Source organism: Sinorhizobium sp. 7-81 (genome assembly GCF_030124405.1).
Taxonomy (GTDB): Bacteria; Pseudomonadota; Alphaproteobacteria; order Rhizobiales; family Rhizobiaceae; genus Sinorhizobium; species Sinorhizobium psoraleae.
Window position 1 is genome coordinate 55,037 of record NZ_JASKLT010000001.1, and the last position, 18,471, is coordinate 73,507.

Genomic DNA, 18,471 nt, shown 5'->3' on the forward strand with positions numbered 1-18,471 from the left:
ATGAACAGCCGATCGCTAACGGGACGCAAAAAAGCCGCCGGGAAATCCGGCGGCCGCGCATAGCTTAATGATGTGGTTAAGAAAAGAAAACTATTTGGTGCCGTACATGCGATCACCGGCGTCACCCAGGCCGGGCATGATGTAGCCCTTTTCGTTGAGGTGGCTGTCGATCGAGGCGGTAAAGATCGGCACATCGGGATGCACGCCTTGAAAATTGCGGATGCCTTCCGGTGCCGCAAGCAGGCAGAGGAAGCGGATGTTCCTCGCGCCGCGCTCCTTAAGCTTGTCGATCGCCGCAATCGAGGAATTGCCGGTCGCAAGCATCGGGTCGACGACGATGACCAGACGCTCCGACAGGCTTTCCGGCGCCTTGAAATAATACTCCACCGGCTGCAGCGTCTCGTGGTCGCGGTAGACGCCGATATGTGCGACGCGCGCCGAAGGCACCAGCTCGAGCATGCCTTCGAGCAGCCCGTTGCCGGCGCGCAGGATCGAGGCAAAGACAAGCTTCTTGCCCTCGAGAACGGGCGCATCGACCTCCTGCAACGGCGTCTCGATCCGCTCCAGTGTGAGTTCGAGGTCGCGCGTCACCTCATAGCAGAGCAGCGTCGAGATCTCGCGAAGCAGCCGGCGAAAGCCTGCAGTCGACGTTTCCTTCTTACGCATGATGGTCAGCTTGTGCTGCACAAGCGGATGATCGATCACTGTAACGCCGTCCATGGCTCACCTTCCCGCAAAATTTCGATATCCGCCCTCTTTTCCATGGAAAGGGGCGAAGCTGCAAGGGTGTTGCAGCGCTCGGGCCGACCTTACCCCCGCACGGGCGTGTCAGATCGCGGCCAGCAGCCTCTGCCTTGTCGACTCGTCGACGAAGGCAGCCTCGATCGCGGTTCTCGTCATCCCGTTTATCTCACTGTCCTCGAAACCCATGGCATGAGAGGCGATTTCGTATTCCTGCGCCAGCGACGTGTGGAAGAAGGGCGGATCGTCGGAGTTGAGCGTGACGCGCACGCCGGCTGCGTGCAGCGCCTTGAGAGGATGCGAGGCGAAGTCGGGGAAGACTTGCAGCGAAATATTGGAGCCGGGGCAGACTTCCAGAACGACGCCCTCGTCCGCGAGCCGTTTTACGAGGTCCGCGTCCTCGATCGCCCGCACACCATGGCTGATCCGCGATGGCCGCACGTGATCCAGGGCGTCGCGCACGCTGAAGGCGCCGGAAAGTTCGCCGGCGTGGATCGTAAGCCCGAGGTCCGCGTCGCGGACGATATCGAAGGCGCGGGAAAATTCGGCTACGCTGTGCATCCGTTCTTCGCCCGCCAGGTTGAAGCCGGTGACAAGCGGATGGCGCAGCCTGGCCGCATATTCTGCGGTTCTGATGACTGCCTCCGGTCCGAGATGGCGGATGCCGGTGATCAGCATGCGCGATTCGATGCCGGTCTTCGCCTTCGCCGCGTCCATGCCGGCGGCAAGACCTTCGATGTAGGCGTCGGCGCCGAGGCCGACGGAATTGCCGTGATCCGGCGAAACGATGATCTCGCTGTAGATCGTGCCCGCTTCGGCGAGCTCCGTCAGATAGGCCTCGGCGAGAAGCGCATAGTCTCCTTCAGTCCGAAACAACGACGCGACGCTGTCGTAGCACTTCAGGAAACTGGTGAAATCGTCCCAGACATAGGCCTTGTCGCGGATGATGCCGCTGGTGTCGATCCCGTATTTCCTGGCTTGTCGCAACGCGAGTTCCGGCGGCGCCGCGCCCTCGATGTGGCAATGCAGTTCGGCCTTTTTCAGATGAAGGGTCAAATGAGGCTTCTCCCGTGGGGACCGGGGGCGATACCGAGATGTCTGGCGACCGTCTCGCCGATATGCGCGAAAGTGTCGGCGACGCCAAAGGAGCGGCTCCGCAAGGACGGGCCGAACATCAGCACCGGCACGCGTTCGCGCGTGTGGTCAGTCCCCCGCCAGGTCGGGTCGCAGCCGTGATCGGCGGTCAGGATGACGATATCACCGGGTTTGAGGCGCCGGTCGAGGTCCGGCAGGCGTGCATCGAAGGCTTCCAGCGCCGCGGCATAGCCCGGCACGTCGCGGCGATGACCGTATAGCATGTCGAAGTCGACGAAATTGGTGAAAACAAGATCGCCGTCCTCGGCCTCTTCGATCGCCGCGAGGCTCGCGTCGAAGAGCGCCATGTTTCCATTGGCCTTGGTGAGCTTCGTCACGCCCTGATGGGCGAAGATATCGCCGATCTTGCCGACGGCATGCACGCCGCGGCCGGCCTCTTTCAGTCGGTCGAGAACCGTCGGTTCCGGCGGCAACACCGAGTAGTCGCGGCGGTTGCCGGTGCGGGTGAAATTCTGCGGATCGTCGCCGACGAACGGGCGGGCAATGACGCGGCCGATATTGTAGTCGTCGACGAGCCGGCGGACCACCTGGCAAAGCTCCAGCAGGCGATCGAGCCCGAAGCCCTGTTCATGCGCGGCGATCTGGAAGACGGAATCGGAGGAGGTGTAGCAGATCGGTTTTCCGCTCCGCATATGCTCCTCGCCATGTCGGGCGATGATATCGGTGCCGGATGCATGACAATTGCCGAGGATGCCGGGGATATTGCCCTCGCGGCAGATCGCCTCGACGAGCTCGGCGGGAAACGCATCTCCCTCAGAAGGGAAATAGCCCCAGTCGAACATCACCGGCGTTCCGGCAATCTCCCAATGGCCGGACGGGGTGTCCTTGCCGCGCGAGGTTTCGCTGGCGGCGCCGTAGACGCCGTAGACCCGCTCCGGCAGCGGCATGCCGGCCGGCAGACGCCCGGTAGCGAGCTTCGCGGCATGCATCAGCCCGAGGGCGGACATGTTCGGCAGTTGCAGCGGCCCTTCGCGTAAACCCGCGCGATCGCCCGCGCCGGCAGCGCAAAATTCGGCGATATGGCCGAGCGTGTCAGCCCCGAGATCGCCAAAGGCCTCCGCATCCGGCGCATTGCCGATGCCGAAGGAGTCGAGGACGAAGAGGAATGCACGCGCCATGGAACACCCGGTTATCCGGATGCGTCGTGAAGAACCGCGATCCGGTGCTGCCTGCTGTGCGAGAGCGATCCCGCGCAATCCGGGAGGAATAGCGCGGCAAGGCGCGCATTGCAATTGAAGGAGTTAGGATACCGTCAGCAGTCCGTGCACTTGATCGTCTCGCCAAAGCGCTGGCGATAGTAGGACGTCTTGGAAAGATCGATCGTCTTCAACGTGCTGTTTTCGAGCCCCGGCGCAAAGAGCAGGAGATCATGCGGGACGACGAGTTCCGTACGCACCACGAAGGCGTTCACGGCGTCGAGTTCGGCGGGGACGGTGGCGATGGAGTCGACGGCATAGGGCGTTGCGCCGTTCTGGTCGCGTGACCATACGACCTTTCCGCTGGTCGTGCCGGTGACCTGTATGCCCGTGATCTTCAGCGTGTAGCCCGTGCTGTTGTACGGCGCCATGATGCTCAGCGCGACATTCTTCATGTTGTCCAGCAGGGTCTTATTGACGTCCGTCTGCTGCGAGACGATGTCCGAGACGGCGCTCGATGCGCGCGCAACCTTGCGGGCCACGGTGAAGCCGAGGGAGATCTCGAAGGATCCGATATAGAGCATGATCAGCAAGGGCGCGACGATCGCAAACTCCACGCCGCCGACACCGCGCCGGTCGCGAATGAGCGCTGACAGCGATGCCGAGACGCGCCGGGCAAACGAAAATCCATGCAAGCGTCTCATGGCGTCCTCAGTAACTTTCGTTGCGGAACGTGGCAGTTGCTATCATCAGGAAATCGCGAGGCATGCTGCTGCCGGCGGGGCGCAGGTCCGTCACATAGGGCCGGACCAGATCGGTAATGACCTCCCATCGGTAGTAGGCGCGCACCATCGTAAAAGCGCCGGTGCCTCCCGGCGCGAATTTGAAGCCACTGGTGTCGAGATCGGAGGATGAGGAAGAACCGATCCTTGGAACCGCGGGCGGAAACTGCGTGAGGTCGGTAATGTTGCGGACATCGATGTAGAGCTTGTCGCGCTCCGCCGCCTCGGTCGCCGAGCAGGGCATGAGGATAGCGATCTCCTCGCAAAAAGCCTGGCGGAATTCCGTCTCGGTCATGTAACCGGGCTTGCTGCTGTCCTCGAAGGTGATCTCACCGGTGCGGATCTTTCGCGCCAGCGTATCCGTCGCGTTGGCGAGCAGTTGTTCGCCGGCAAAGGCGACGAACGTTTCGATCGACGCGAAGACGATCACGAAGAACGGGAGGGCCAGCAGCGCGAACTCGATCGCGGTTGCGCCCTTCCGGTCCCCGCAAAAGCGACGAAACAGGCCGCGGGGCACGCGGTTCCGCAAAGATGTCTTTCGCTCAGTCGCCATTGCGCCGTTCCGTCATGCAACGTCAGATCGGCGAAAAATAAAGCGGGATTGTTGAAATTTCGTTTGCGACAACCGGAAGAATTTTAGCGATCTTGAATTCTTTTCCGTCGCGCTAGTTTGTGCTTGCCGCCGATGCCTGGCGTTCGGCATGACGCTCGCAATTGGGCGTGCAGGAAAGGACCGTACGCGAGGTCTGCTTGTAGACACGCACCGTATTGCCTTCGTCGATCGACACCAGAATGCGTTCGTCGACAATGGCATTTCCATCCTGGTCGAGAATGACGAGATTGGTCGTCCCGAAGTTGCGCCCCGTCAGGACGATCGTCTTTGCGTCCGCGACCGTGGCATCGGCAACTTCGGAGTTACCGATGATTACCTTGCTCACCGGTCGGTCGAGCTTCAGCACGCGCGCGTGATCCATATAGACGCGCATCATGTTGTCCTCAGCGCGCGCCGCGACCGGCACGGTGACCATGAGGAGGGCAGCGCCTGCAAATGTGAGCGTAACGATCCGCTTCAGCGGTAGGGACGTGTTCATGGAGCTTCCTGATGACGCTATCCGGCGCATCTTCGCTTCTTTTGGTGAATGAAACGTTACGCAGATGCGGGGCAATTTAAGGCGTCCCCTTCTTGAGCATTTACCCAAGAAAACGGGATGGCAGCTTAACTTCACGATAACCGGTTTCCTTAAGCCGATGGCAATTAGCCCCCGCTAATTTCAGGGCATCCGATCAACGGCAAACAGTTGGCGGAAGTGCTGAACAACAAACACGTGAAGTAGGAGAATCACCATGAAGACGATTTTCGCACGCCTGCTGAAGGACGAATCCGGTGCAACGGCTATTGAATACGGCCTGATCGCAGCCCTGATCTCCGTCGCCCTGATCGCCGGCGCCGGCACGCTGGGCAACACCCTCAACACGACCTTCGACAAGCTCGGCACCAAGCTTTCGACGAGCACCACCGGCAAGCTCTAAGCAGCGGCCTTTTCATAAACAGGGAGAATCATCATGAAGACGATTTTCGCGCGCCTGCTGAGGGACGAGTCCGGCGCAACGGCCATCGAATACGGCCTGATTGCAGCCCTTATCTCTGTAGCCCTGATCGCCGGCGCCACGTCGCTCGGCACCTCGCTCGACAATACGTTCACCGGGCTGGGCACCAAGATCTCGACGAGCACCTCGGGCAAGCTTTAATCCCGGATTCGACGGATTCGAGAACGGAGCCGCCCCGACAAGGGCGGCTCTTCGTTTTCCGGAATGCTCGTTGCAAAATGAAGAGCAACGGACTTCTGCGACAACCGGGTAATTTCAGGCGTTTCACCAATGGTCGAGGAGCTAGGAAACGTGACCGAGGCTGCAGTTTTTGTAATCTTCCCGCTTTGCCTGGCCTTCGCCGCGGTTTCGGACCTTTTCACGATGACGATTCCCAACCGCGTGTCCGCGGTCCTGCTGGGCGCCTTCATCGTTGTCGCGCCACTTGCGGGATTTGACCTCGTCGGGATCGGCCTGCACCTTGCTGCGGCAGCAGCGGTATTCACTGTATGTTTCTGCCTCTTCGCGACGAATGTCATGGGGGGAGGCGATGCCAAGCTTTTAACCGCCAGTGCCGTCTGGTTCGGCCTCGACGCCTCGCTCGCTACGTTTCTTCTTTATGTATCCATTTTTGGTGGCGCGTTCACGCTCGTCGTTCTGTTTCTGCGCAAGCAGGAGAACACGATCCTGGCGACCGGCCTGCCGGTTCCGCACCTGCTTTTCACCGCCAAGAAGATTCCCTACGGCATCGCCATCGCCCTCGGCGGCTTTGCGGCCTACCCTTCATCGCCGCTGATGCGGACCATGTTCGCGCAGCTGTCGTGAGGATGTGGCTTGCCGCCAGTTAAACCGGCCCTCTCAAGTATTCGTTAACCACGTCCGTATCCGGCTCGTTAACCATAATTACACCAATTCCTGATCAATCTCACCAAGGGGCATTTCTTGGGGCTTGGGGACGATCATGAAACCGGTGCGCATCATCATTCTGGCGGTGGCCGTGACCTCGGCTGCCATGGCCGGGCTGCTTGCGATGAAGCTGACCCGTGGTCCCGCGCCGCAGATGGCAGAACCCCTCATCGAACAGGCGCCAACCGTCAACGTGCTCGTTGCCAGCAAAAGCCTGCCGGTCGGCTCGCGGCTCGCAGCCGACTCGATCCATTGGATGGCCTGGCCGAAGGATGGCATCGTCGATGGACTGATTACGGAAGAAAACCGACCGGGTGCGGTCGAAGACCTCTCCGGTGCGGTCGTGCGCCTGCCGATCTTTACCGGTGAGCCGGTCCGCCAGGAAAAAATCGCCGACTCGTCAAGCCGCATCATGTCGTCGCTGCTGCCCGCCGGCAAACGGGCCGTCGCGACGGAAATCACCGTTGCGACAGGCGCCGGCGGCTTCATCCTGCCGAACGATCGCGTCGACGTCATCATGGTCCGCAAATCCGAAGGCGACGACATCTACCTGACCGAGACCGTGCTGAGCAATGTCCGCGTGCTGGCGATCGATCAGCAGGTGGAGGAGAATGAAGACGGTTCGAAATCGGTCGTCGGCACGACCGCCACGCTCGAACTGACGCCGGATCAATCCAAGGTCATGACCGTTGCGCAGCAGATGGCCGAGCGCATTTCGCTGGCGCTTCGCAGCGTCGCCGATGCGCAGGAAGCCGATACGAACGCTGCGGACTACCTTTTGAGCGGCGACGGTCAGCCGAGCATTCAGGTCATCAAGTCGGGCTCCATCGTCAAGAGCGATGCTGCCGTCGTCCAGAACCAGAAATGAAGATCGATTGGGGCGCAAGGTGAAGCGGAACGGAAACATATTTCGGACGTCGATCGCAGCCGGTCTGTCGTTCTGCCTGACGTTCTCGGGCCTGGCGCTGCCGGCAGTGCCCGCGGCTGAGGCGGCCGCGTCGTCTGTCGTAAGAATCGCAACCAGCGGTCCGGGCGTCAAGAAAACCATCAGTCTCGGCCTCAACAAGGCCGTCGTCGTCGATCTCCCGATGGATGCCCATGACATTCTGGTGGCCGATCCGTCGCTTGCTGACGCCGTCACCCGCACCTCCCGGCGTATCTATCTGTTCGGCAAGGCTGTCGGCCAGACGAATATTTTCGTCTTCGGTCCGAATGGCGAGGAAATCGTCAGTCTCGAGGTCGCGGTCGAGCGCGATGTTGCCGGCCTCGAAACGAACTTGCGGCGCTTCATTCCCGATGCGGACATCAAGGTCGAAATCATCTCTGACAACGTCGTCCTCACCGGTACCGTGCGCACGCCGCTCGACTCCACCAAGGCCGTCGACCTGGCGCGTGCCTTCCTGAAAGGCGGCGAGGCGACGACCCGCAACATCACCGCCCAGGGCAACAACGGCGACGCCGATATTTTCGCCGAGGATCGTCAAACCTCGCAGATCGTCAATCTGCTGACGATCGAGGGCGAGGACCAGGTAACCTTGAAGGTCACCGTTGCCGAGGTCAGTCGGCAAGTGTTGAAGCAGCTGGGGTTCAATACTGCCGGAGTCGGCAGTTGGGGTTCGATTGACTTCCGCAATCCAGCTAATCTCGGCAGTGCCATCGGCATCGACCCGACGGCCACCATTGGCAAGACGATCGGCAGTACCATCATTGAAACCTACGTCAACGCGATGGAACAAGCGGGCGTCATGCGCACGCTGGCCGAGCCGAGCCTGACGGCAATTTCCGGTCAGGAGGCCAAATTCTACGTCGGTGGCGACTTCCGTCTTGCCAGTGGCCAGGAGACCTCAAGGGAAATAGACGAGGATACCGGAAGGCCAAAGACGACCGTCGAGCGCGAGGTTACGGACGTCGAGTACGGTATCCGGCTGAACTTCAAGCCCGTTGTTCTCGGTCCCGGTCGCATAAGCCTCGCGGTTGAGACGGAAGTATCCGAGCCGACCTTTGAGGGTGCGTTTGTAAGTGGCGACAAGCTCACCGACATCCCGGGTCAAACCTTTCTCGGCATTCGCCGCCGCGAAGCCTCGACCAGTGTCGAACTGCCGTCGGGCGGGTCGATCGTCATAGCTGGCCTCGTCCAGGATAACATCCGTCAAGCAATGTCGGGCCTGCCTGCCGCGTCGAAGATCCCGATTCTAGGGACTCTGTTTAGAAGCAAGGATTTCGTGCGCAACGAGACAGAGCTCGTGATCATCGCCACACCTTATCTAGTACGTCCCGTCGCCCGTAGTGCGATTTCGCGTCCCGACGACAACTTCAACCCGGCCAACGATCTCGAGAGCTTCTTCCTCGGTCGCGTCAACCGGATCTATGGACGCCCGGAGGTGGCGGCACCTGTCGGTCGTTATCACGGCAATGTCGGCTTCATCTACAAATAGGTCGGGGTCATGAAAAACCGAAGCGCAGCGCAGAACAGTCCTGAAAGGCAGACCTGGATGTCCCTCGACCGAAGCCGTTTTCTCGCCCGCTCAACGTCTGCGGTAACGCTCGCCATCGTTGTCGGGCTGCTTGCAAGCTGCGGCACGAAGGACAAGCTCGCGACCGGTGCAATCCCGGACGATTATCGCACACGGCATCCGATCGTCATTGCCGAGGCGGAGCGCACGATCGATATTCCCGTCGCCTCGGGAGACACGCGGCTGCCGCAAGGGACCCGCGACGTCATCCGCGGATTTGCCGCGGAATACCGCCACGCTTCGACCGGCATCATCCAGATCATGCTGCCGCGCGGATCGGCCAACAGCCATGCCGCCCATGCCGTCCGTAAGGATATACGCCGTCAGTTGGCGGCGGTCGGCGTGCCGGCGAAACGGATAATCGAAACCAGCTACGAAGCTGGGGCAACAGGCGACGCGGCACCGATCCGCCTGAGCTACGTCGCGATTGCAGCGCAGACGGCTCCCTGCGGCGAGTGGCCCGAGGATCTGACGCTCAATACGCTGCAAAACCGCAACTACTACAATTTCGGCTGCGCCACGCAATCCAATCTCGCCGCCCAGATCGCCAATCCGACGGATCTCATCGGTCCGCGCCAGATGTCGCCGATCGACGCTGAGCAACGTGGCGAAGTGATCAATACGTGGCGCGGCACGGAGACGGATAACGGCGGCACGACGGTCATCTTCAATTGATGGACCCCCAGGGAAAAGCGATGAGCGCCATTGAATACAATATCGACAGCGGCGGAGCGGCCGACCTTTCCGTCGACGCCGCGCGCCCGAGCGATCTCGATCAGTTGAGGCCGCTGCCGCGCATTTCGATTCATGCGTTTTGCGAGAGTGACGCCGTGCAGCGCCTCATGGAGCGCTGCGGTCAGGATCGCCGCATGGCCAAGGTCAGCCTTCGGATCACGGGCGGCAGCATTGCCGCTGCCGCCAACATGTTCGCCAGCGTATCGACCCCGAACCTGATCATCCTCGAAACCAGCACGGAGCCGCGCTCGCTGCTTGCAGAACTCGCGCCGCTGGCGGAAGTCTGCGATCCGAGCACCAAGGTCGTCATCATTGGCCGCTACAACGACATTGCCCTCTACCGCGATCTGATCCGCAACGGCATTTCCGAATACATGGTCGCACCGGTGTCGATGGCGGATGTCCTGACGGCGGTTTCGGCGATCTTCGTCGATCCGGACGCCGAGCCTCTGGGTCGAAGCCTTGCCTTCATCGGCGCGAAGGGCGGTTGCGGATCGTCTGTGATCGCCCACAATTGCGCCTGGGGCATTTCCAATCTGTTTTCGACGGAGACCATTCTCGCCGACCTCGACCTGCCCTACGGCACGGCGAACATCGATTTCGACCAGGACCCTCCGCAGGGCATTTCGGAAGCGGTCTTTGCGCCGGACAGGCTGGATGAGGTCTTCCTCGACCGTCTTCTGACGAAATGTTCCGAGCATTTGTCGCTGCTCGCAGCACCCTCGATGCTCGACCGCGCTTATGATTTCGAAGCCGGCGCCTTCCATCCGATCCTCGAAATCCTCCAGCGCAGCGCGCCCGTTTCTGTCCTCGACGTGCCGCATGTCTGGTCCGACTGGACCCGTTCGGTTCTGGCCGAGGCCGACGAGGTGGTGGTGACGGCCGTTCCGGATCTGGCCAGCCTCAGAAACACGAAGAACCTCTTCGACGCGCTGAAGAAAATTCGCCCGAACGACAGGGCGCCGCACCTCATCCTGAACCAGGTGGGCATGCCCAAGCGGCCGGAAATCGCGCCCAACGAGTTCTGCGAGTCGCTCGAGCTGGAGGCGGCCGCCATTATCCCGTTCGATGCGGTACTCTTCGGCAACGCCTCCAACAGCGGACGCATGATCGCAGAAATCGACAGGAAGTCTCCCGCCGCCGAAACCTTCTCGCAGCTCGCGCATCTGCTGACCGGACGCGCGACCATCAAGAAAGCGCGCAAGGGGGGGCTCGGCAAGGCGCTCGCCCGGCTCCGCGGGCGGTAGGCGTCGTCCAATGAAGCAACCGGATTGAAGTGATGTTTGGCAAACGCGGAAATGAAGGTTTTGGCAAGGCTGGCGCGATGAGCCCTATGGTTCCGCCCATGCCGGCCGCACAGCCGACTGCTGCGGAGCGACCGGTGGCACCCGTTCTTGCCGAACCCGTTGTCGCCCCGGTCCGTCCGCAACCCGCGGCTCCGCCGGCACGCCGCCGCGCGCCCCGGGCCGAGGATTATTACGACACCAAATCGCAGGTCTTTTCCGCGCTGATCGACACGATCGATCTCTCGCAGCTCTCCAAGCTCGACACCGAGAGCGCGCGCGAGGAAATTCGCGATATCGTCAACGATATCATCACCATCAAGAATTTCGCGATGTCGATCGCGGAGCAGGAGGAACTGCTCGACGACATTTGCAATGACGTGCTTGGATACGGGCCGCTGGAGCCGCTGCTTGCGCGTGACGATATCGCCGACATCATGGTCAATGGCGCCGGCCAGACATTCATCGAAGTCGGCGGCAAGGTGCAGGAATCGGAAATCCGCTTTCGCGACAACGCGCAACTGTTGTCCATCTGCCAGCGCATCGTCAGCCAGGTGGGCCGGCGCGTCGATGAATCGAGCCCGATCTGCGACGCGCGCCTGCCCGATGGATCGCGCGTGAACGTCATCGCCCCGCCGCTCGCGATCGACGGCACGGCGCTCACGATCCGCAAGTTCAAGAAAGACAAGCTGACGCTGGAACAATTGGTGCGTTTCGGATCGATCACGCCGGAGGGCGCCGTGCTCCTGCAGATCATCGGCCGCGTCCGCTGCAACATCGTCATTTCCGGTGGTACCGGTTCGGGCAAGACGACGCTGCTCAACTGCCTCACCCGCTATATCGACAGCGACGAACGGGTCATCACCTGCGAGGATTCGGCCGAACTGCAACTGCAGCAACCGCATGTGGTTCGCCTCGAAACCCGCCCGCCGAACATCGAGGGCGAGGGCGAGATCACCATGCGCGATCTCATCAAGAACTGCCTGCGCATGCGCCCCGAACGCATCATCGTCGGCGAAGTGCGCGGCCCGGAGGTTTTCGACCTGTTGCAGGCGATGAACACCGGCCACGACGGCTCGATGGGCACGATCCACGCCAACACGCCGCGCGAATGCCTGAGCCGCATGGAATCGATGATCGCCATGGGCGGCTACACGCTGCCGGCGAAGACCGTTCGGGAAATCATCGCGGGCTCCGTCGATGTCATCATCCAGGCGTCGCGCCTGCGCGACGGCTCCCGCCGGATCACGCATGTTACCGAAGTGGTCGGCATGGAAGGCGACGTGATCATCACGCAGGACCTGATGCGCTACGAGATCGACGGCGAGGATGCCAATGGCAGGATCATCGGCCGGCATGTTTCGACCGGTATCGGGCGGCCGCATTTCTGGGACCGCGCGCGCTATTTCAACGAGGACAAACGGCTCGCTGCGACGCTCGACGCGATGGAAAAGAACTAGAGCAATGCCAGGAAAAGTCTGTAACGGTTTTCCGTCCGGCATTGTTTAGTTTCAAAGAGTTAGATCATTTCCCTGTTTCAATGAAACGGTGAAATGCACTGGAGCGGGACAGGCGAAGGCGCGAATGACTTCGTGCCCGCCGAAGCAAAGGAACAGGTTCGACGATGTTCGGCATAGACATCACCGTTCTGGCACTGGCCGGCCTCGTCGCGGTTGCGGCGGCGGCGCTCGCCTACGGTGTGCTGTTCTCGCGCATCGAGAACGAGAAGAAGGCGGAAGGTCGCTTCCGCCGGGTCAGCGCCGCCGAAACGGACCGGACCAAGATCAAAGCGGCGCGCGATCGCGTCAACGAAATGTCGAAGCGGCGCAAGTCGGTTCAGGATTCCTTGAAGGAACTCGAAAAGAAGCAGCAGGAAAAATCCGCGAAGGCTGCGCCATCGATGAAGACTCGGCTGGCGCAGGCGAACCTCTCGATATCGGTGACGCAGTTTTATCTTTTCAGCGCTCTCTTCGGCGTCTTCGCCTTCCTGCTTGCATTCATTTCCGGCACCGGGCCGCTTGTTGCCGCAGGCATCGCGTTGATCGCGGCGGCCGGCCTGCCGCGCTGGATCATCGGCTTCATGATCAAGCGGCGCTGCAAGAAATTCCTTGAGGAATTTCCGAATGCGCTCGATGTCATGGTCCGTTCGATCAAGTCCGGCCTTCCCCTCAACGACGCGCTGCGGCTGATCGCCAGCGACGGGCAGGAGCCGGTCAAGACGGAATTCCGTCGTGTGGTCGATTCCCAGCAGGTCGGCCTCACCGTGCCGGAGGCCTGTGCCCGCATGACGCAGGGCATTCCTCTGCCCGAAGTGAATTTCTTCGCCATCGTGATCGGCATCCAGGCACAGGCAGGCGGCAACCTCTCGGAAGCGCTCGGCAATCTCTCCAAGGTGTTGCGCGAGCGCAAGAAGATGAAGGCGAAGGTCAGCGCGCTCTCCATGGAAGCAAAGGCATCCGCCTGCATTATCGGTGCGCTGCCCTTCATCGTCGCGACGCTCGTTTATCTCACGTCGCCCGACTACATGATAATTCTCTTCACCGACCCGCGCGGCCACCTCATCATGGGTGCTTCCGCCGTCTGGATGAGCATCGGCATCTGGATGATGCGCAACATGATCAATTTCGACATTTGAGGTTGGAGCGCTAGCGGTGGATGCCTGGGTTAAAACACTGACCGATCCGAACATCATCATAGCCGTCCTGGTGTCGATGGCGGTGCTGGCGACGTTCTATTCGCTAGCCATCCCGTTCTTCGAGCGGGGCGATCTGACGAAGCGGATGAAATCGGTGGCGACAGAACGCGAACTCATTCGCGCCCGCGAGCGCGCGCGCCTGAATGCGGAAGCGGCCAGTGGCAGAGGAAGTCTCCGGACGCAGAACAACACCTCGGTGCGCCAGATTGTCGAGCGGCTGAACCTGAAAAAGGCGCTCGTCGACGACAACACCGTCAACCGTTTGAAAACAGCAGGCTATCGATCGCAGAACGCGCTCAATACCTTCCTTTTTGCCCGGTTCTGCCTGCCGTTTCTGTTTCTCATCGTCGCGGTCGTCTATATCTTCGTCCTGGGCAATTTTGCCGACAAGCCGCTCATGATCAGGCTGCTGTTCGCGGTGGGCTTCGCTTATCTCGGCTTCTATGCGCCGAATATCTTCATCGTCAATGCGATCTCCAAACGCCAGCATTCGATCCGCCGCGCCTGGCCCGATGCGCTGGACCTGCTGCTGATCTGCGTCGAATCGGGGGTCTCCATGGAACTTGCCATGCGCCGCGTGGCCGACGAGATCGCGGCGCAATCCCCGCCGCTGGCGGAGGAACTGGTGCTGACGACGGCGGAGCTTTCATTCCTGCCGGACCGGCGCGTCGCGCTCGAAAACCTCGGCCTGCGCACCGGCATCGACGACGTGAAGTCGGTGACCCAGGCCCTGATCCAGGCCGATCGCTACGGCACGCCGGTGGCGCAGGCCCTGCGCGTGCTGGCACAGGAAAGCCGCGACCAGCGCATGAATGCGGCGGAAAAGAAGGCGGCCGCACTGCCCCCGAAACTCACCGTGCCGATGATTCTTTTCTTCCTGCCGGTCCTCGTCGCCGTCATTCTCGGCCCGGCAGGGATACAGGTCGCGGACAAATTTTAGAAAGTCCGCGTTGCAAGGGGTCAGCGCGGCGCTCCAGATCTTGCTTGTCGTCGTTGTAACGCTGCCTGGTCGCGGAGGCATTGGCCGTCCATCCGGCCGGGCGTGCGAGATGAGGGGGCGCCGCCCGCCAATGCGTCATCCTCGGGCTTGACCCGAGGATCCAATCGCAAGCGCTGTTCCTGCATGCCGTCCATCCGGCCGGGCGTGCCCTGTTTTTCGAGTTCTTGCGACGTGCGCGTGGATCCTCGGGTCAAGCCCGAGGATGACGGCAGAACGGGGGCATCGGCGGCCGGGCTGGAAGAAAATAGCCGGCGTTAGTTGGTGTCTGCGTCGTCGGCTTTGGCAAGCTGCTTCCAGGCGCCTTGCTGTGACAGCATGGACCTGAGATAGGTGACGTTCGCTTCCGCCTGCTCCGCGGTCAATTCCTGGCGGGCGATGGCTTCGGCTTCCTGGAAGCGTCCCTGGAGGCCGACGGCGAGGGCGAGGTTCTGCCGGACGCTGCTGTCGGCGCCGGCCTGATCGGCGGCCGATTTGAGATAGGTTTCGGCGGTCCTGAGATCCTTCGTCAGCAGGTAGGACATGCCGAGATTGGAGAGCACGGACGGTTCGTTGGGGCGCAGGTCCAGGGCCTCGCGGTATCTGAGACGCGCTTCCGACGACCGGCCGAGCTGGTCGAGAACCGCGCCCTCCGCGGATTTCAGCTTCCAGTCCGGACGGTCCGGCGTTTGCGCCCGGCTGATCGTCGTCAATGCCTGCTCGAGCTGGCCGGCCGCGGCCTGCGCCTTGCCGTAGGCACCCAAAACCTCGCGATCCGAGGGATGGTTGATCGCCACCTGTTGCATCACGGCGAGCGCCTGTTCGTTGCGGCCGGTCATGCGCAACAGATTGGCGTAGTTGAGACCCGCCTCGCGATCCCTGGGGTTGCGCTCATAGGCCTGCCCGATGCTCTCCGTAGCCTGCGACAGTTCCGTTGCGTTCATCGATTGTACGGGTTTCGAGAGCGTCGGGATCGAGCCGGTGGTGAGCTCCTTCTTTTGCTGGCCGGCGCAGCCGGCGAGCGACAGCGCGACAAGCACCACGGCGGTACTCTGAACCAGACGAGGGAGTACGGGCGAGCAAATGGCTTGAGCAGTCATGAGTGGTGTCCCCAGCATGCGTTCGCACCGGAACTCCCAACATCAGCGGCGCAACTTTCACTCCAGCAATAATCTGTTAACCCTAACGGAGCGTTAATCGCGCGATCCGTTTCTGTCAGTCGAGGATTTCCATGGCTCCCTATCAGTTCATCGAGCGGCCGTCGCCGTTCAACACCAGCACCGGCAAGACGCTGCCGATCTTCGCGGTCACGCCGGCGCACATTGAAACGGGGAGCATCGATCCGATTGCGCTCGACTGGGCGAAGAAGGCGGGGTTCAAGGCGGAATCCGGTGCCGTTCTCCTCATTCCGTCATCCGACGGCCATCTCGGCGGCGCGCTGTTCGGACTCGGCGCCAATCCTTCAGAGGCGCCGTTCCTCACCGGAAGGCTCGCCCGCGCATTGCCTGCCGGCAAGTGGCATATCGAAACGGCGCCGTTGACCGCCAACCGGCTGGCGCTCGGCTACGGCCTCGGTTCCTACCGTTTCGAGCGCTACAAATCCGCCAAGGCGGAGGCGCCGACGCTGCTCATCCCGGCCGATGCGGATGCGACCGACATCAAGAGGCAGCTTGCCGGCGTCTTTCTCGCGCGCGACCTCATAAACACGCCGACCAACGACATGGGGCCGGAAGCGCTGGAGGCGGCCTTCCGGGCGCTTGCCGGCCATTACAAGGCCGATGTCTCGGTGATATCGGGCGAGGCTCTGCTGGCGCAGAATTTTCCGCTGGTCCACACGGTCGGCCGTGCCAGCGCCGAGGCGCCCCGGCTTCTCGAGATGCGGTGGGGCAAGAAAGGCCACCGGCGCGTGACGCTGGTCGGCAAGGGCGTCTGCTTCGACACCGGGGGTCTCGACATCAAGCCCGCCGCCTCGATGCTTCTGATGAAGAAGGACATGGGCGGCGCCGCCAACGTCATGGGCCTGGCGCTGATGATCATGGACGCCAAGCTGAAGGTCGACCTGCGCGTCATCGTTCCGGTGGTCGAGAACTCGATTTCGTCGAATGCCTTCCGGCCGGGTGATATCTACCGGAGCCGGAAAGGGCTCACAGTGCAGATCGACAATACCGACGCCGAGGGCAGGCTCATTCTCGCGGATGCGCTCGCCTATGCCGACGAGGATCAGACCGATCTCATCATCGACATGGCGACGCTGACCGGGGCCGCCCGGGTCGCGCTTGGCCCGGACCTCCCGCCGTTCTTTACCGACGACAGGGAGCTTGCCGATGATCTCGCCGACGCAAGCCTCAGCTTCGACGATCCGATGTGGCGGCTGCCACTCCATATGGGTTACGACAAGGATGTCTCCGCGCGGATCGCCGACCTCACCAATGCGCCCGCCGGCGGCATGGCCGGCGCGATTACGGCGGCGCTCTTCCTCAAGCGCTTCGTCACCAACGCGAAGAGGTGGGTGCATTTCGACATTTTCGGCTGGGCTCAGGCCGAGCGCCCGCATTCTCCCATCGGCGGCGAAGCGCAGGCGATCCGGGCGCTCTATCACCACATAGGCAAGATCGCTAAATAGAGCCTACACGGCGGGTCTGCGTAAAAGAAACGCTTGCGTAACGATCGCCTGCTATCCGTACAGGCATTCGTTACGCGGGAGTTTTCATTGCCGGTCGAGCTTACGCCCTCGCAAGCCTTGGGGCTCTGGCATTCGGTGACGCTTGAGCAGGTCCGGGTCGATAGCCGCGACCTGACGCTGCGCCAGATGGCGATCCTCTTGCAGATCTATCTCGTTCCGCCGCCGCATACGGTGCGAGGCCTCGCGGCGACGCTCGGGGTGACGAAGCCGGTGATCACCCGCGCGCTCGACACCATGGGCGCGCTCGGCCTCGTCGATCGGGTGCGCGATGAAAGGGACCGGCGCAATGTTGTCATCAAACGCACCGTCGAAGGCGCGCTATATCTTGAAAAGTTCGGCGATCTGATCATCAATCAGGGTCGAAGACTGCCCCTGTAAAACTGCCCTTGTGAGTTAGCCCATGTCGCAATTGCCTGACCGCCGTCTCAATGCCTATCGCGATGATCTCGCGGAGGCGCGCCTGCGCGGGGTTGTCGAAGCGCCGCGCTATGTCGAAGGCACGCCGGCGACCGTCTCCGTTTCCGTCGCGCCGCTGCGGGCAAGGCCCGACGTTAAATGCGGGACAGACACCGAATTGCTCTACGGGGAGACCGCGCGTGTGCTGGACGTTGCGGGCGGCTGGGCATGGATCAAGGCCGATCTCGACGGCTATGTCGGCTATGTGCCTGAGGACGCGCTGGCCTCTTCCGAAAAGCCGGCGACCCACATCGTTGCGGTGCCGCGAACATTTGTCTATCACGGCGCCGACCTGCGCTTCCCCCAAGCCTTCGCTCTGTCCATGGGGAGCCGACTCACTGTCGTCGGTGACACCGAAACCCGTGGCACGCGCTATTTCCTCTTGGACGGCGGATTGGCTGTTATCGCCAATCACTGCGTCCCGGCCGGCGAGGTACTCGCCGGCGACTATGTGAGCGTCGCGACGCGCTTTCTCGAAACTCCCTATCTCTGGGGCGGCCGGTCCGGTTTCGGCATCGACTGCTCCGGCCTCGTGCAGCTTGCGATGCAGATGGTGGGAGGCAATGCGCCACGCGACTCCGACATGCAGGCGAGCGGCCTTGGTCAGGTCATCAGCCGCGAGGAGCTTCGGCGCGGAGACCTCGTCTTCTGGAAGGGTCACGTGGCGATCATGGAGGACGAGCGCACGCTGGTCCACGCCAACGGCCATACCATGACGGTTGCGCGCGAAGGGCTCGAGGACGCGATCCGCCGCATCGGCTGGCTCTACGACCAGCCGACCGGCTATCGCCGGCCTTAGAGCGGGCGTTTTTTCCTGGCGCCG

20 protein-coding genes are annotated in these 18,471 nt (G+C 61.8%); 13 read left to right on the forward strand and 7 right to left on the reverse strand.

Annotated elements, in window-relative coordinates; all coding sequences use genetic code 11:
• Window positions 1-90 precede the first annotated feature (90 nt).
• The 6 genes from upp to QN224_RS00280 all read right to left on the reverse strand — a co-directional run bounded on the left by upp (window position 91) and on the right by QN224_RS00280 (window position 4,842).
• On the reverse strand, window positions 91-720 hold the full coding sequence (gene upp, locus QN224_RS00255; protein ID WP_173511417.1) for a uracil phosphoribosyltransferase: 630 nt from the start codon (window positions 718-720) through the stop codon (window positions 91-93).
• Window positions 721-828: 108 nt separating this feature from the next.
• Window positions 829-1,797, reverse strand: a complete 969-nt coding sequence (locus QN224_RS00260; RefSeq protein WP_283975113.1) for an adenosine deaminase — start codon at window positions 1,795-1,797, stop codon at window positions 829-831.
• On the reverse strand, window positions 1,794-3,014 hold the full coding sequence (locus tag QN224_RS00265; protein WP_283975114.1) for a phosphopentomutase: 1,221 nt from the start codon (window positions 3,012-3,014) through the stop codon (window positions 1,794-1,796). Before QN224_RS00265 ends, QN224_RS00260 begins: the two co-directional genes overlap by 4 nt.
• Before the next feature lie 134 nt (window positions 3,015-3,148).
• On the reverse strand, window positions 3,149-3,736 hold the full coding sequence (locus tag QN224_RS00270; RefSeq protein WP_283975115.1) for a pilus assembly protein: 588 nt from the start codon (window positions 3,734-3,736) through the stop codon (window positions 3,149-3,151).
• Between the two features lie 7 nt (window positions 3,737-3,743).
• Window positions 3,744-4,367 carry a pilus assembly protein gene (locus QN224_RS00275; RefSeq protein WP_283975116.1) on the reverse strand — a complete coding sequence of 208 codons (624 nt, stop codon included), beginning with the start codon at window positions 4,365-4,367 and terminating at the stop codon, window positions 3,744-3,746.
• Between the two features lie 112 nt (window positions 4,368-4,479).
• A complete protein-coding gene (locus QN224_RS00280; protein ID WP_283976068.1) occupies window positions 4,480-4,842 on the reverse strand; it encodes a pilus assembly protein N-terminal domain-containing protein in 363 nt (120 codons plus the stop codon).
• 316 nt (window positions 4,843-5,158) lie between these two features.
• Between QN224_RS00280 and QN224_RS00285 the strand changes: the two genes are divergently transcribed.
• The 10 genes from QN224_RS00285 (at window position 5,159) to QN224_RS00330 (ending at window position 14,473) form a co-directional block, all read left to right on the forward strand.
• The gene (locus QN224_RS00285; RefSeq protein ID WP_173511412.1) at window positions 5,159-5,344 is read left to right on the forward strand and encodes a Flp family type IVb pilin; all 186 of its coding nucleotides are present in this window, start codon (window positions 5,159-5,161) and stop codon (window positions 5,342-5,344) included.
• 33 nt (window positions 5,345-5,377) lie between these two features.
• The gene (locus tag QN224_RS00290) at window positions 5,378-5,563 is read left to right on the forward strand and encodes a Flp family type IVb pilin (RefSeq protein WP_173511411.1); all 186 of its coding nucleotides are present in this window, start codon (window positions 5,378-5,380) and stop codon (window positions 5,561-5,563) included.
• Window positions 5,564-5,692: 129 nt separating this feature from the next.
• The gene (locus QN224_RS00295; RefSeq protein ID WP_283975117.1) at window positions 5,693-6,226 is read left to right on the forward strand and encodes a prepilin peptidase; all 534 of its coding nucleotides are present in this window, start codon (window positions 5,693-5,695) and stop codon (window positions 6,224-6,226) included.
• A 136-nt stretch (window positions 6,227-6,362) separates the two neighbouring features.
• Window positions 6,363-7,175, forward strand: a complete 813-nt coding sequence (gene cpaB / locus QN224_RS00300; protein WP_283975118.1) for a Flp pilus assembly protein CpaB — start codon at window positions 6,363-6,365, stop codon at window positions 7,173-7,175.
• Complete coding sequence (locus tag QN224_RS00305; protein WP_283975119.1) at window positions 7,147-8,742, forward strand: type II and III secretion system protein family protein; 1,596 nt, start codon at window positions 7,147-7,149, stop codon at window positions 8,740-8,742. The genes cpaB and QN224_RS00305 overlap by 29 nt, the downstream gene beginning before the upstream one ends.
• Before the next feature lie 57 nt (window positions 8,743-8,799).
• Window positions 8,800-9,495 (forward strand): CpaD family pilus assembly protein, encoded by a 696-nt coding sequence (locus QN224_RS00310; protein ID WP_283976069.1) that lies wholly within the window; start codon window positions 8,800-8,802, stop codon window positions 9,493-9,495.
• 20 nt (window positions 9,496-9,515) lie between these two features.
• Window positions 9,516-10,802 (forward strand): CpaE family protein, encoded by a 1,287-nt coding sequence (locus QN224_RS00315; protein WP_173511406.1) that lies wholly within the window; start codon window positions 9,516-9,518, stop codon window positions 10,800-10,802.
• A 32-nt stretch (window positions 10,803-10,834) separates the two neighbouring features.
• Window positions 10,835-12,298, forward strand: coding sequence for a CpaF family protein (locus QN224_RS00320; RefSeq protein ID WP_283975120.1), 1,464 nt, complete (start codon window positions 10,835-10,837; stop codon window positions 12,296-12,298).
• Between the two features lie 164 nt (window positions 12,299-12,462).
• Window positions 12,463-13,473, forward strand: a complete 1,011-nt coding sequence (locus QN224_RS00325; protein ID WP_283975121.1) for a type II secretion system F family protein — start codon at window positions 12,463-12,465, stop codon at window positions 13,471-13,473.
• A gap of 16 nt (window positions 13,474-13,489) precedes the next feature.
• Window positions 13,490-14,473, forward strand: coding sequence for a type II secretion system F family protein (locus QN224_RS00330; RefSeq protein ID WP_173511403.1), 984 nt, complete (start codon window positions 13,490-13,492; stop codon window positions 14,471-14,473).
• Between the two features lie 314 nt (window positions 14,474-14,787).
• Here QN224_RS00330 and QN224_RS00335 read toward each other — a convergent pair whose 3' ends face one another.
• Window positions 14,788-15,609, reverse strand: a complete 822-nt coding sequence (locus tag QN224_RS00335; RefSeq protein ID WP_283975122.1) for a tetratricopeptide repeat protein — start codon at window positions 15,607-15,609, stop codon at window positions 14,788-14,790.
• A gap of 131 nt (window positions 15,610-15,740) precedes the next feature.
• Between QN224_RS00335 and QN224_RS00340 the strand changes: the two genes are divergently transcribed.
• The 3 genes from QN224_RS00340 (at window position 15,741) to QN224_RS00350 (ending at window position 18,447) form a co-directional block, all read left to right on the forward strand.
• Window positions 15,741-17,132, forward strand: coding sequence for a M17 family metallopeptidase (locus QN224_RS00340; RefSeq protein ID WP_283975123.1), 1,392 nt, complete (start codon window positions 15,741-15,743; stop codon window positions 17,130-17,132).
• Between the two features lie 87 nt (window positions 17,133-17,219).
• Complete coding sequence (locus QN224_RS00345) at window positions 17,220-17,570, forward strand: helix-turn-helix domain-containing protein (RefSeq protein ID WP_173511400.1); 351 nt, start codon at window positions 17,220-17,222, stop codon at window positions 17,568-17,570.
• 22 nt (window positions 17,571-17,592) lie between these two features.
• Window positions 17,593-18,447, forward strand: coding sequence for an NlpC/P60 family protein (locus tag QN224_RS00350; protein ID WP_283975124.1), 855 nt, complete (start codon window positions 17,593-17,595; stop codon window positions 18,445-18,447).
• Window positions 18,448-18,471 lie beyond the last annotated feature (24 nt).